The sequence below is a fragment of the Burkholderia perseverans genome (genome assembly GCF_022870505.1).
In the GTDB taxonomy this organism is placed as follows: Bacteria; Pseudomonadota; Gammaproteobacteria; order Burkholderiales; family Burkholderiaceae; genus Burkholderia; species Burkholderia plantarii.
The window spans coordinates 3,054,838-3,067,986 of the sequence record NZ_CP045094.1 but is presented as its reverse complement, the minus strand read 5'-3'; the positions used below and the strand labels follow the sequence as shown (position 1 = coordinate 3,067,986).

10 protein-coding genes are annotated in these 13,149 nt (G+C 71.9%); 9 read left to right on the top strand and 1 reads right to left on the bottom strand.

From position 1 onward, the window contains the following. Window positions 1–134 precede the first annotated feature (134 nt). Window positions 135–1,301: an alkane 1-monooxygenase gene (locus BpN12_RS28115; protein ID WP_246795453.1), complete on the bottom strand. Its 1,167-nt coding sequence runs from the start codon at window positions 1,299–1,301 to the stop codon at window positions 135–137. Between the two features lie 576 nt (window positions 1,302–1,877). On the opposite strand from BpN12_RS28115, the gene BpN12_RS28110 reads away from it, so the two are divergent. From BpN12_RS28110 to BpN12_RS28070, 9 genes are all read left to right on the top strand, one after another. Beyond that, window positions 1,878–3,341 (top strand): cryptochrome/photolyase family protein, encoded by a 1,464-nt coding sequence (locus tag BpN12_RS28110; RefSeq protein WP_342346210.1) that lies wholly within the window; start codon window positions 1,878–1,880, stop codon window positions 3,339–3,341. A 206-nt stretch (window positions 3,342–3,547) separates the two neighbouring features. Continuing rightward, window positions 3,548–4,534 carry an alpha/beta hydrolase family protein gene (locus BpN12_RS28105; RefSeq protein WP_246795451.1) on the top strand — a complete coding sequence of 329 codons (987 nt, stop codon included), beginning with the start codon at window positions 3,548–3,550 and terminating at the stop codon, window positions 4,532–4,534. A gap of 47 nt (window positions 4,535–4,581) precedes the next feature. Beyond that, window positions 4,582–5,379, top strand: a complete 798-nt coding sequence (locus tag BpN12_RS28100; protein ID WP_246795450.1) for a 4'-phosphopantetheinyl transferase family protein — start codon at window positions 4,582–4,584, stop codon at window positions 5,377–5,379. Between the two features lie 450 nt (window positions 5,380–5,829). Then, entirely contained in the window at window positions 5,830–7,353 is a 1,524-nt protein-coding gene (gene hutH / locus BpN12_RS28095) for a histidine ammonia-lyase (protein WP_246795449.1), read from the top strand. 4 nt (window positions 7,354–7,357) lie between these two features. Then, window positions 7,358–8,053: a histidine utilization transcriptional repressor HutC gene (gene hutC / locus BpN12_RS28090; protein WP_246795448.1), complete on the top strand. Its 696-nt coding sequence runs from the start codon at window positions 7,358–7,360 to the stop codon at window positions 8,051–8,053. Between the two features lie 89 nt (window positions 8,054–8,142). Further along, entirely contained in the window at window positions 8,143–9,831 is a 1,689-nt protein-coding gene (gene hutU / locus BpN12_RS28085) for a urocanate hydratase (protein ID WP_246795447.1), read from the top strand. Window positions 9,832–9,842: 11 nt separating this feature from the next. Next, window positions 9,843–10,484 carry a HutD/Ves family protein gene (locus tag BpN12_RS28080; protein ID WP_246795446.1) on the top strand — a complete coding sequence of 214 codons (642 nt, stop codon included), beginning with the start codon at window positions 9,843–9,845 and terminating at the stop codon, window positions 10,482–10,484. A 4-nt stretch (window positions 10,485–10,488) separates the two neighbouring features. Beyond that, a complete protein-coding gene (hutI, locus tag BpN12_RS28075) occupies window positions 10,489–11,712 on the top strand; it encodes an imidazolonepropionase (RefSeq protein WP_246795445.1) in 1,224 nt (407 codons plus the stop codon). A gap of 52 nt (window positions 11,713–11,764) precedes the next feature. Continuing rightward, entirely contained in the window at window positions 11,765–13,141 is a 1,377-nt protein-coding gene (locus tag BpN12_RS28070) for a formimidoylglutamate deiminase (protein ID WP_246795444.1), read from the top strand. Window positions 13,142–13,149: the final 8 nt, after the last annotated feature.

Here is a 13,149-nt window from a genome sequence, read left to right as displayed (position 1 = left end):
CTCCCTCCGCAGATCATCTCGACGTGAAGTGACGGACCTCACATGAAGGCCCGGCCTCGTCACGCCGGCTTCGCGCGCCATACGCGTGCCATACGCGTGCCGCCACCGCAAACCCTCGTCCCGATACGCCGCGCTCAGCCCGGCGCCTGCGCCGCGTAGCGCGCGATCACGCGCTCGCGGATCGACGGCTTGATGTTCGAGCGGCGCATGTCGCCGCCATAGTGGGCGGCCACGCGCGGGTTCATCACGCGGAACCACAGCGGCGGCAGATAGGCGAGCAGGATCATCGTCGCGTAGCCGGACGGCAGTTGCGGCGAGTGATCGAAGTGGCGCAGCGCCTGGTACGGGCGCGTCGGGTGCGCGTGGTGATCGGCGTGGCGCTGGAGCTGGTAGAGGAACAGGTTCGTCACGACATGGTTGCTGTTCCATGAGTGCTCGGGCGAGCAGCGCTCGTAGCGTCCGTCCGGCAGCTGCCGGCGCCCGAGCCCGTAGTGCTCGACGTAGTTGACCACTTCCAGCAGCGACGCGCCGTAGACGGCCTGGATCAGCAGGAACGGGATCACGCGCGGCCCGCACCAGGCGAGCGCGGCGCCCCACAGCACGGCGGTCATCGCCCAGGCTTGCAGCACCTCGTTGCGCGGCGACCAGACGGAGCGCCCGTCCTGTTTGAGCCGGCGCGCCTCGAGTCGCCAGGCCGAGGCGATGCTGCCCGCGAACGTGCGGGGCAGGAACGCCCAGAACGATTCGCCGAAACGCGCGCTGGCCGGGTCGGGCGGCGTCGCCACGCGCACGTGGTGGCCGCGGTTGTGCTCGACGAAGAAGTGGCCGTAGGCGACCGGCGCGAGCGTGAGCTTGGCGAGCCAGCGTTCGCCGCGATGCGTCTTGTGGCCGAGTTCGTGCGCGGTGTTGATCGACACGCCGGTGGCCGCGCCGAGCGACATCGCGAAGCCCACGTAGTCGTACCCGGTGAGCGGTACGTGGCGCAGCACCCACAGCGCGACGCCGAACGACAGGTAGACGACTGCGGTGGCCAGGTACACGACGTAGCGGTAGTAGCGGTCGTTCTCGAGCACGGCCACGGATGCCTCGGGCGGGTTGCCGGCGTCGTCGCCGATCAGCCAGTCGAGCAGCGGGATCACGCCGAACGCGAACAGCGGGCCGAACCACCAGAACAGATGCCAGCCCGTACTCAGCGCGAGCTGCGCCGAGACCATCGGCAGCGTGATCGTCAGCGCGCCGAGCAGCCACCAGTAACGCTTGCCGTCGGTCCAGCCGGCCTCGGCCGGATGCGGATTCGCCATCGTCTCCCTCCTGTTCTCGTCGGGCCGCCATGCGGGGCGGGCCTGCTGCGCCGCGCGCGGGCGGTGCGTCGTTGATTTATAAGACGTGGTCGCGCGCTTCGCCAGCCCGTCGGGTAGGTGGCGGACTTCAAACGGATGGGCGCCGCCGCCGGGCCTTGGTGGGGCGCGCGGTCGGACGATTGAAACGCGCGTCACGCCGCGGTGGCGGGCGAGGTGGACGGCTGCGGCGCGGATCTTGCTGAGCCGGCAGTGAAACGGGCCTTGGCGCGTGGCAGCCTGGGCGGGGCGTTGGTCGCGGCTGCACCGTCGACGGTACGGTGTGGATGGGCAGCGCCTGCCAGCCGGACGCATGAAACGCGCCGGGTACGCGGTCGGGCCGAGCCGGGCAGCGCATGCCCCGGTGGCGCGGCTGCGGTGGACGGCGGTCGAGCATGGTTTAATGGCGCGCATTCAGCCCGATACGGGCACTCGTCGCAAGCCCGAGGCCGGTATTCTCGCGGCCCGCCGACGCCGCGCGCCATGCATCGCGCCAGCCTTCATCCCTGCATCCACCCCGTTTCCACCGGAGCCTTGCCCTTGTCCGCCGATTCCCAAGCCCAGCCCGCGATCGTCTGGTTTCGCGACGATCTGCGCGTGACCGACAACCCGGCACTCGCGCGCGCGGCCGAGTCGGGCCGCCCGCTCGTCTGCGTCTACGTGTTCGAGCGCGACGGCACGCGTCCGCTCGGCGGCGCCGCGCTGTGGTGGCTCGACGGCGCGCTGCGTTCGCTCGACGTGCAACTCGCCGCGCATGGCGGCGGCCTCGTCGTGCTCGAAGGCGGCGAGCGCGAGACGATCGACGCGCTGGCCGGCGAACTCGGCGCCGGCGCGGTCTACTGGAACCGCCGCTACGACGGGCTCGCGCGCGAAACCGACGCCGCGCTGAAGCGTTCGCTGAAGGACGCCGGAATCGACGTGGAGAGCTGCAACGGCGCGCTGCTGCACGAGCCGTGGGAGATCCGTACCGGCAGCGGCGGCGCGTTCCAGGTGTTCACGGCCTACTGGCGCGCGGCGCGCGCGGCGGGCGACCTGCCGCCGCCGCTCGCGGAGCCCGTGACGTGGCGCTTTCACCGGCTGTCCGAGGCGCTCGCGCGGCGCGCCACGCGCATCGACGCGCTCGGCCTGCTGCCGACCCGTCCCGACTGGGCGGGCGGCCTGCGCGAGGCGTGGCAGCCGTCGGAGGAGGGCGGCCTCGCGCTGCTCGAGACGTTCCTCGACAAGAAGATCCGCGGCTATGGCGATGCGCGCGACCGGCCCGACCGCCCGGCCACCAGCCGGCTCTCGCCGTACCTGCGCTTCGGCCAGCTGTCGGCGCGGCAGGTCTGGCACGCGGCGCTGGCCGCCGAGCGCGAGGGCGGCGCGGCGGTGGCGGCCGACATCGAGAAATTCCTCAGCGAGCTGGGCTGGCGCGAGTTCAACACGAGCCTGCTCTACCACTTCCCCGAGCTGCCGATGCGCAACTATCGCGACCGCTTCGACGCGATGCCGTGGCGCAGCGACGAGGCGGCGTTCGCAGCGTGGTGCCGGGGCCGCACCGGCTATCCGATGGTCGACGCGGGCATGCGCGAGCTGTGGGCGACGGGCTGGATGCACAACCGCGTGCGGATGGTAACGGCCTCGTTCCTGATCAAGCATCTGCTGATCGACTGGCGCGCCGGCGAGCGCTGGTTCTGGGACACGCTGGTGGACGCCGACATCGCCAACAACTCGGCGAACTGGCAGTGGGTGGCCGGCAGCGGCGCCGACGCGTCGCCGTACTTCCGGATCTTCAATCCGGTCATGCAGGGCCGCAAGTTCGATCCGGACGGCGACTACGTGCGCCGCTGGGTGCCCGAACTCGCGGGCCTGCCGGCCGACGCGATCCACGAGCCATGGCGCGCCAAGCCGATGGTGCTGGAGGCGGCCGGCGTCGTGCTCGGCCGCACTTATCCGGAACCGATCGTCGATCACGACGCCGCGCGCAAGCGTGCGCTCGGCGCGCTCGAAGCGACCAAACGCTAGGCGAGCCCGCCGCGCGCGAGCGCCTCGCCGGGCACGGCGAAATGTTCCGGATGGTCCATCCGGCGCGGCATGCGCGGCACCGCGCGCTGTGGCACAGTGGCCGCATTCGTGGCCGTCCGCGACCCATCGGCCCGCAACCCATCGGCCCGCAACCGACGCCTGCCGCGCGCCGCCATCCGGCGCCGTCGCCCCCCGGAGGAGACACGATGACGAGCGCCCCGACGCCGAGCCTGCCGCCCGAGCCGTTCACAGCCCCGGCGGCGGACGGCTTCGCGCTGAACGGATTCGCGTGGAGCCATCGCGCGCCCGATCCGAACCGCGCGGTGGTGGTGATCCAGTGCGCGACGGCGGTGCGCTGCCGCTACTACTTCCGTTTCGCGGCCTGGCTGTTCGCACAGGGCTTCGACGCGCTCGTCTACGACTACCGCGGCATCGGCGAATCAAGGCCGGCCTCGCTGCGGGCGCTGCGCGCGAACTGGCTCGACTGGGGCCGGCTCGACAGCGAGGCGGTGCTGCAATACGCGGCGCGCGCATTTCCGGGGCAGCCGGTGGACGTGGTGGCGCACAGCGTCGGCGGCTTCGCGTTCGGGCTCGCGGCCTCGAACGCGCGGGTGCGCCGCGCGGTGATGGTCGGCTCGCAGACGGCGCACTGGCCCGACTACGCGCCGTGGGCGCGCCGGCGCATGTTCTGGAAATGGCACGTCGCGATGCCGCTGCTCGCGCATCTGCTCGGCTACGTGCCGGCACGGCGGCTCGGCTGGATGGAGGACGTGCCGAAGGGCGTCGCGCTGTCGTGGAGCCGCAGCCGGCCGCGTTTCGAGGATACCTACCGGCGCGCGCCGATCGCCGAGACGCCCGACGAGCGGCGCGCGATGGCGGCGCGCTTCGCGAACCTCACGGCGCCGCTGCTCGCGATCAGCGTCAGCGACGATCCGTTCGGCACGATCGCGGCCACCGAGCGGCTGCTCTGCTACTACGTCCACAGCCCCGTCACGCATCTGCGCATCGCGCCCGAGCGGATCGGCGTGAGCGAGATCGGGCATTTCGCGTTTTTCCACAGCCGCTTCGAGTCGGCACTGTGGCCGCTCGTGCTGCACTGGCTGCGCGAGGCGGTGCTGCCGGACGACGCGCCGGGCGAGATCCTGCGCCGGCCGGCCCCGGCGGCGCCGCTGTCATCCGACGCGATCCGGTAAGATCGGCGCTCCCCGTTCGCGATCCGGCCGCGCGCCGCCCCCGCCCCATGGCTTCCGTCTTCGAGACCGCTTCGTCCGTTCCGTTCGCCGCCGCGCTCGCGCCGCACCGGCTGGTGCCGCTCGCGGTGCCCGAGGCCGCCGCGCGGGCCGGCGTGCAGCTGCTGCGCGTCGATTTCGCGTTCGGCACGCCGCTCGACGCGCCGGCCCACGCCGCGCTCGACGCGGCCGAGCGCGCGCGGGCCGCGCGCTTCCTGCGCGCCGAGGATGCGATCCGCCATGCGGCCACACGGGCCGCGCTGCGTCAGTTGCTCGGCTTCGCGCTGCAATTGCCGGCCGCGTCGCTGCGCTTCGTGACGGGCGAGGCGGGGCGGCCCGAACTGGCGCCGGACGATGCGATGGCGGCTGATGCCGATGCCGGCGTCGCACAGCTCGACTTCAACGTCTCGCATTCGGGCGACCATGCGCTGATCGCCTGGAGCGCGGCGACGCGCGTCGGCGTCGACATCGAGGCAGCGCGCAGCAGCCTCGACTGGGCGTCGCTGGGGCCGTCGGTGTTCGCGCCGGCCGACGAGGCCGCCGTCCACGGCCATGCGCCGCAGGCACGGCGCGACGCGTTCTTCCGCGTCTGGACCGCCAAGGAGGCGCTGCTGAAGGTGCTTGGCGTCGGCATCACGGGCGGCCTGACCGCGTTCTCGGTGCTCGATCCGCGCGCGCCCGGCACGCTCGCGCCGGCGGTGGTCGATCCGCTCGCGCCGGCAAGCGGCGTGGCGGCCTATACGGCGGCCTGGGTCGATGCCGCGCCCGGTTATGCGGCCTGCCTGGCCTGGCGGCCCGTCGGCGGCTGAGCCGTCGGCCGGGTCGGCGGTTGCCGCGAGCCCGGCCGGTTTTTCGGGCGATCCCTGCCAGGGCGTGCCGGCGCCATGCCGCCACCTGCGGTCCCGCCGCCGGCGCCAGGCCGCACATGAGCCGCATGAGAGCCGCGCTCGAGCCGCACCCACGCCGCCGTGATCAATCGCCGCGCGGCGCGGCTCGACTTCCCCGCATACGGCCCGCCGCGCGCCGCTTTACCTCGCCGCGCACCGCTTCGTTCCGTGCCTGCCGGGCCCGGATCCCGCCTCGTTTCCCCGCTCCCGGCCGCCCCGCGAGCGCGCTTCCGGCACCGTTTCCAGCCGGCCGCGCCCGCGCTCGGGCCGCTAGGGAAATCCCTGACAGGCGAATATTGAAAACGAATTGTCTATACAAGTCTGCGCATCTACACTGATGCGCATCTCACTTGTATAGACAGGATGCCTTTCATGATCACGTTGACCCCCGGCCATCTGACGCTCGCCCAGCTCCGCTCGATCGCTCGCGAGGAGGTGCGCATCGAGCTCGACCCCGCCAGCTTCGCGGCGATCGATCGCGGCGCGCAGGCGGTGGCGGACATCGCGGCGAAGGGCGAGCCGGCCTACGGCATCAACACCGGCTTCGGCCGCCTCGCCAGCACCCACATCCCGCACGACCAGCTCGAACTGCTGCAGAAGAACCTGGTGCTGTCGCACGCGGTGGGCGTGGGCGAGCCGATGAAGCCGGCGGTGGTGCGCCTCTTGATCGCGCTGAAGCTGTCGAGCCTCGGCCGCGGCCACTCGGGCATCCGCCGCGAGGTGATGAACGCGCTCGTGACGCTGTTCAACGCCGACGTGCTGCCGCTGATCCCGGTGAAGGGCTCGGTCGGCGCGTCGGGTGACCTGGCGCCGCTCGCGCACATGTCGGCCACGCTGCTCGGCATCGGCGAAGTGTTCATCCGCGGCGAGCGCGCGAGCGCGGCCGACGGGCTGCGCTCGGTCGGCCTTGCGCCGCTCACGCTGCAGGCCAAGGAAGGGCTCGCGCTGCTGAACGGCACGCAGGCGTCCACGGCGCTCGCGCTCGACAACCTGTTCGCGATCGAGGACCTCTACCGCAGCGCGCTGGTGGCGGGCGCGCTGTCGGTGGACGCGGCGGCCGGCTCGGTCAAGCCGTTCGACGCGCGCATCCACGAACTGCGCGGCCATCGCGGCCAGATCGATGCGGCCGCAGCCTACCGCGCGCTGCTCGACGGCTCGAAGATCAACCTCTCGCACCAGGATTGCGAGAAGGTGCAGGACCCGTACAGCCTGCGCTGCCAGCCGCAGGTGATGGGCGCCTGCCTGGACCAGATGCGCCACGCGGCCGAGGTGCTGCTGATCGAGGCGAACGCCGTGTCCGACAACCCGCTGATCTTCCCCGACACGCTCGAAGTGCTGTCGGGCGGCAACTTCCACGCCGAGCCGGTGGCGTTCGCGGCCGACAACCTCGCGCTGGCCGCCGCCGAAATCGGCGCGCTCGCCGAGCGCCGCATCGCGCTCCTGATCGACGCCACGCTGTCGGGCCTGCCGCCGTTCCTCGTCAAGGATGGCGGCGTCAATTCGGGCTTCATGATCGCGCACGTCACGGCTGCCGCGCTGGCCTCCGAGAACAAGACGCTCGCGCATCCGGCCTCGGTCGATTCGCTGCCCACCTCGGCGAACCAGGAAGACCACGTGTCGATGGCGACCTTCGCGGCGCGCAAGCTCGGCGACATCGCCGAGAACGTCGCCGCGATCATCGCGATCGAGCTGCTGGCCGCCGCGCAGGGCGTGGACCTGCGCCAGCCGCATGAAACCAGCCCGGCGCTCGCCAAGGCCATGCGGGTGATCCGCGAGCAGGTGCCGCACTACGACCTCGACCGCTACTTCGCACCCGACATCGCGTCGATCACGCAATTGGTGCAGGCCGGCGCGTTCGCGGCGCTGAGCCCGCTGTCGTTCGCCTCGGAGCAGTAAGGCGATGAGTACGCCCGCCTATCAGGAGATCAAGGATTTCATCCTGGGCCGGATTCACGCGGGCGAGTGGGCCGAGGGCGATCAGGTGCCGTCCGAGAACGAGCTCGCGCGCGACTTCAAGGTTGCGCGCATGACGGTCAACCGCGCGCTGCGCGAGCTGACCGCCGAGCAGGTGCTCACGCGCGTGCAGGGCGCGGGCACGTTCGTGGCGCGCACGAAGTACGAGTCGACGCTGGTCGCGATCCGCAGCATCTCGGACGAGATCACCGGGCGCGGCCATCGCCACGACGCGAAGGTGCTCGACCTCGCGGCGATCGAGGCCGACGACGCGCTCGCGGGCGAGATGCAGCTGGCCGCCGGCGCGCGCGTGTTCCGCTCGACGATGCTGCACTACGAGAACGACGAGCCGGTGCAGCTCGAGGAGCGCTGGGTCAACCCGGCCGTGGCGGCCCGCTACATCGAGCAGGACTTCACGGCCGTCACGCCGAACCAGTACCTGATGCGCGTCGCGCCGCTGCAGCGCGTGGAGTACCGGATCGAGGCAGCCCTGCCCGACCGCGCGATGCGCGAGCGGCTCGCGATGGGCGACGCCGAGCCGTGCCTCGTGCTGCACCGGCGTACCTGGTCGCAGGGCGTCGTCGCCTCGATCGCGAACCTGTGGCACCCGAGCGGCCGCTATCGTTTCACCGGCCATTTCTGAACCGACATCACCTGTCCGGCGGCCCGCGCGGCACGCCGGTCGAGTCAGCCGTCACGTATCCCCTCTATTCCGTTGGAGCGCCGTCGACCATGAACCATCCGAACCACATCGATCCGCGTCTGGACCCGACGCGCGTGATCCGCGCGCCGCGCGGCGCCGAGAAGACCTGCAAGACCTGGCTCGCCGAGGCGGCGTACCGGATGCTGCAGAACAACCTCGACGCCGAGGTGGCCGAGCATCCGCATGCGCTGGTGGTGTACGGCGGCATCGGCCGTGCCGCGCGCAACTGGGAATGCTTCGACCAGATCCTCGCCTCGCTGAAGGATCTCGAGGACAACGAAACGCTGCTGATCCAGTCGGGCAAGCCGGTCGGCGTGTTCCGCACGCACGCCGACGCGCCGCGCGTGCTGCTCGCGAACTCGAACCTCGTGCCGCACTGGGCCAACTGGGACCACTTCAACGCGCTCGACCGCCAGGGCCTGATGATGTACGGCCAGATGACGGCCGGCAGCTGGATCTACATCGGCAGCCAGGGCATCGTGCAGGGCACCTACGAAACCTTCTTCTCGGTGGCGAACCAGCACTTCAACGGCGATCCGTCGGGCCGCTGGATCCTGACCGGCGGCCTGGGCGGGATGGGCGGCGCGCAGCCGCTCGCGGCCACCATGGCCGGCTTCTCGATGATCGCGGTGGAATGCGACGAGTCACGCATCGATTTCCGCCTGAAGACGCGCTACGTCGACAAGAAAGCGACCAGCCTCGACGAGGCGCTCGCGATGCTCGACGAAGCGAAGCGCGACGGCCGGCCGGTGTCGATCGGCCTGCTCGGCAACGCGGCCGACGTGTTCGCCGAAGTGGTCGCGCGCGGCATCACGCCGGACTGCGTGACGGACCAGACCAGCGCGCACGATCCGGTGAACGGCTACCTGCCGCAAGGCTGGAGCGTGGCGCAGTGGCAGGAGGCGCGCAAGGTCGATCCGCAAGGCATCGTCGCGCCGGCCAAGCAGTCGATGGCCAGGCAGGTGCAGGCGATGCTGACGCTGCAGCAGCGCGGCGCGGCCACGCTCGACTACGGCAACAACATCCGCCAGATGGCGCTGGAAATGGGCGTGCAGAACGCGTTCGATTTCCCGGGCTTCGTGCCGGCCTACATCCGGCCGCTGTTCTGCGAGGGCAAGGGGCCGTTCCGCTGGGTGGCGCTGTCGGGCGACCCGGAGGACATCTACAAGACCGACGCAAAGGTCAAGGAGCTGATCCCCGACGATCCGCACCTGCACAACTGGCTCGACATGGCGCGCGAGCGGATCGCGTTCCAGGGGCTGCCGGCGCGGATCTGCTGGGTGGGCGTGAAGGATCGCTATCGGCTGGGCCAGGCGTTCAACGAGATGGTCAAGAACGGCGAGCTGAAGGCGCCGGTCGTGATCGGCCGCGACCACCTCGACACGGGCTCGGTGGCAAGCCCGAACCGCGAGACCGAAGCGATGAAGGACGGCTCGGACGCGGTCAGCGACTGGCCGCTGTTGAACGCGCTGCTGAATACGGCGGGCGGCGCGACCTGGGTGTCGCTGCACCATGGCGGCGGGGTGGGGATGGGCTTCTCGCAGCACGCGGGCGTGGTGATCGTGGCCGACGGCAGCGAGGCGGCGCGCGAGCGACTGGGCCGCGTGCTGTTCAACGATCCGGCCACGGGCGTGATGCGCCATGCCGATGCCGGTTATGAACTCGCGCAGCAGACCGCGCGCGAGGTCGGGCTCAAACTGCCGATGCTGGGGCGTTGAGCGTCATGGCGATGCCTTGCGAACCGCGCCTGTCGCTGATCCGCGCGGAGCAACTCGTCGCCGCGCCGTGGAAGAACGGCGGCGGCGTGACGCGCGAGATCGCGGCCGAGCCGCCCGGCGCCTCGCTCGACACGTTTGCCTGGCGCGTGAGCGTGGCCGACGTGGCGCAGCCCGGACCGTTCTCGCGGTTTCCCGGCGTCGATCGCACGCTGGTGCTGCTGTCGGGCGCCGGCATGACGCTGGTGGACGAGCATGGCGCGCGGCAGGTGCTGGCCGCGCCGCTCGACCGTCTCGCGTTCGCCGGCGAGACGCCGCTCGCGGCCGAACTGGCCAACGGCCCGACGCGCGACTTCAACCTGATGACGCGCCGCGCCGCGATGAGCGGCAGCGTGTCGGTGCTCGGCGACGGCGGCGCGATCGCCTCGCATGCGCCCACGCTGCTGCTGTTCTGCGCCTGCGGGGCGCCGAGCGTCGCGATCGACGGCGCCGGGGCCGTCACGCTCGGCGCGCTCGACACGCTGCGGATCGACGCGGGCACCGAGGCGGGAGCCAATGCGGGCGAGGGCACCGGCCGCATCAGCGGCACGGTCCATGGCGAGGGCGCGCTGCTCTGTATCGAACTGACTCCGAACACGGCCGCGGCGGCCGCATGAACCGATGATTCCTACCGTCTGGCATCACCTGAATCTCTGCGCCACGGGCGACCCGCGCGAGACGCTGGCCGACGCGGCGCTCGCCGTGGACGACAGCGGCACGATCGTCTGGCTCGGCGCGCAGGCCGACCTGCCGGCCGCCTATGCAAACTGGTCGCGCGAAAGCCTCGGCGGCGCCTGGGTCACGCCGGGCCTGGTGGACTGCCACACCCACCTCGTCTACGGCGGCCAGCGCGCCGACGAATTCGCGCTGCGGCTGGCCGGCGCCAGCTACGAGGAAGTGGCGCGCGCGGGCGGCGGGATCGTCTCGACGGTGCGCGCCACGCGCGAGGCCGACGAGGGCGCGCTGTTCGAGCAGGCGGCCGCGCGGCTGCGGCCGCTGCTGGCCGAGGGCGTGACCGCGATCGAGATCAAGTCCGGCTATGGGCTCGACCTCGACGCCGAGCGCAAGATGCTGCGCGTCGCGCGCCGGCTCGGCGAGGCGTTCCCGGTCGACGTCTGCACCACCTTCCTCGGCGCGCACGCGCTGCCGCCCGAATACGCGGGCCGCGCCGACGACTACATCACGCTGGTCTGCGACACCATGCTGCCGGCGCTCGCGGCCGAGGGGCTCGTCGATGCCGTCGACGTGTTCTGCGAGCGGATCGGCTTCTCGCTCGAACAGAGCCGGCGCGTGTTCGACGCGGCGCTGGCCCACGGGCTGCCGGTGAAGATGCATGCCGAGCAGCTGTCGAACGCGGGCGGCAGCGCGCTGGCCGCGAGCTACCGCGCGCTGTCGGCCGACCACCTCGAATACCTCGACGAGGCCGGCGTGATCGCGATGAAGGCGGCCGGCACGGTGGCCGTGCTGCTGCCCGGCGCCTACTACTTCATCCGCGAGACGCAACTGCCGCCGCTCGAACTGCTGCGCCGGCACGAGGTGCCGATCGCGATCGCGACCGACCACAACCCCGGCACCTCGCCGCTCACCTCGCTGCTGCTGACCATGAACCTGGGCTGCACGCTGTTCCGCATGACGGTGCCCGAGGTGCTGCTCGGCGTGACGCGGCACGCGGCGGCCGCGCTCGGCCGCGCCGATCGCCACGGCCTGCTCGCGGCCGGCCGCGCCGCCGATTTCGCGGTCTGGCCGGTGGCCTCGCTCGCCGAACTCGCCTACTGGTTCGGCCGGCCGCTCTGCGCGCGCGTGGTCAGGCACGGCGCGACGGTGTATCGCCGCGAGGCCGCCTGACGGGCGCGGCGAGCGCGCCCTCCGCCACTCATTTCGAACGGAATCCGACACGATGAAACAGGCCATGCTGTTTGCCGACCATGCGTTCCTGCCGGACGGCTGGCAGCGCGACGTGCTGCTGAGCTGGGACGAGCATGGCGTGCTGAGCGAGGTGCGCGCCGGCGCCGACTGCCCGCCCGGTGTCGCGCGTGCGCGCGGCCCGCTCGCGCCGGGCATGCCGAACCTGCATTCGCACGCGTTCCAGCGCGCGATGGCGGGGCTCACCGAGTACCGCGCCAACCCGTCCGACAGCTTCTGGAGCTGGCGCGACCTGATGTACCGCTTCGCACTGAAGATCACGCCCGAGTCGCTGGCCGCGATTGCGCGCTGGCTCTATGTCGAGATGCTGAAGTGTGGCTATACCTCGGTCTGCGAATTCCATTACGTGCATCACGCGCAGGACGGCGCGCGCTATCCGCGCCACGAGGAACTGGCGCGGCGCGTGGTCGATGCGGCCGGCGAGGCCGGGATCGGCATCACGATGCTGCCGGTCGCCTATCAGTACAGCGGCTTCGGCGAGACGCCGCCGCGCGACGACCAGCGCCGCTTCCTACATTCTTCCGACGGCCTGCTCGCGCTGCTCGATGCGCTGCGCTCGGCGGCGCCCGAGCACGCCGGCCTGCGCTACGGGATCGCGCCGCATTCGCTGCGCGCGGTGTCCGAGCCCGGCCTGCGTGAGCTGCTCGCGGGCCTGCCCGCCGACGCGCCGGTCCACATCCACGTCGCCGAGCAGACCGCCGAGGTGGACGACTGCGTGCGCAGCACGGGCCTGCGGCCGGTGCAGCTGCTGCTCGATCGCTTCGCGGTGGACGCGCGCTGGTGCCTCGTCCACGCCACCCACGTCGACGCGGCCGAAACCGCCGCGCTGGCGGCGAGCGGCGCCGTGGCGGGGCTATGCCTGACCACCGAGGCGAATCTCGGCGACGGCCTGTTCCCGGCCGTCGATTACCTCGCGCGCGGCGGCGCGATCGGCGTCGGCTCGGATAGCCACGCGAGCGTGGACTGGCGCGCCGAGCTGCGCCTGCTCGAATACGGCCAACGGCTCGCGCGACGCGAGCGCAACGTGCTGGCCGGCACGCGTGAGCCGCGCGTGGCCGACCGGCTGTTCGCGGCCTCGCTGGCCGGCGGCGCGCGTGCGAGCGGCCGCGCGGTCGGCGCGCTGCGCGCCGGCTGCCGCGCCGACTGGATCGTGTTCGATCCCGACCATCCGTCGCTGGCCGAGCGCGGCAGCGAGTACTGGCTGTCCGGCGCGGTGTTCGCCGAGCACGGCGAGACGCCGGTACTCGACGTCTACACCGGCGGCGAGCAGGTGGTCGAGGCGCGCCGCCATCGCGACGAAGCGGCGGCCTACGCGGGCTACCGCCGCGCGCTCGCGGAACTGCTGCGCTGAACGGCGCG

What these genes read in the sequence shown, in the direction of transcription:
- BpN12_RS28115 (WP_246795453.1), bottom strand. Translation starts at nt 1,301, where the DNA reads ATGGCGAATCCGCATCCGGCCGAGGCCGGCTGGACCGACGGCAAGCGT.
- hutC (WP_246795448.1), top strand. Translation starts at nt 7,358, where the DNA reads ATGAGTACGCCCGCCTATCAGGAGATCAAGGATTTCATCCTGGGCCGG.
- BpN12_RS28105 (WP_246795451.1), top strand. Translation starts at nt 3,548, where the DNA reads ATGACGAGCGCCCCGACGCCGAGCCTGCCGCCCGAGCCGTTCACAGCC.
- hutH (WP_246795449.1), top strand. Translation starts at nt 5,830, where the DNA reads ATGATCACGTTGACCCCCGGCCATCTGACGCTCGCCCAGCTCCGCTCG.
- hutI (WP_246795445.1), top strand. Translation starts at nt 10,489, where the DNA reads ATGATTCCTACCGTCTGGCATCACCTGAATCTCTGCGCCACGGGCGAC.
- BpN12_RS28080 (WP_246795446.1), top strand. Translation starts at nt 9,843, where the DNA reads ATGCCTTGCGAACCGCGCCTGTCGCTGATCCGCGCGGAGCAACTCGTC.
- BpN12_RS28070 (WP_246795444.1), top strand. Translation starts at nt 11,765, where the DNA reads ATGAAACAGGCCATGCTGTTTGCCGACCATGCGTTCCTGCCGGACGGC.
- BpN12_RS28100 (WP_246795450.1), top strand. Translation starts at nt 4,582, where the DNA reads ATGGCTTCCGTCTTCGAGACCGCTTCGTCCGTTCCGTTCGCCGCCGCG.
- hutU (WP_246795447.1), top strand. Translation starts at nt 8,143, where the DNA reads ATGAACCATCCGAACCACATCGATCCGCGTCTGGACCCGACGCGCGTG.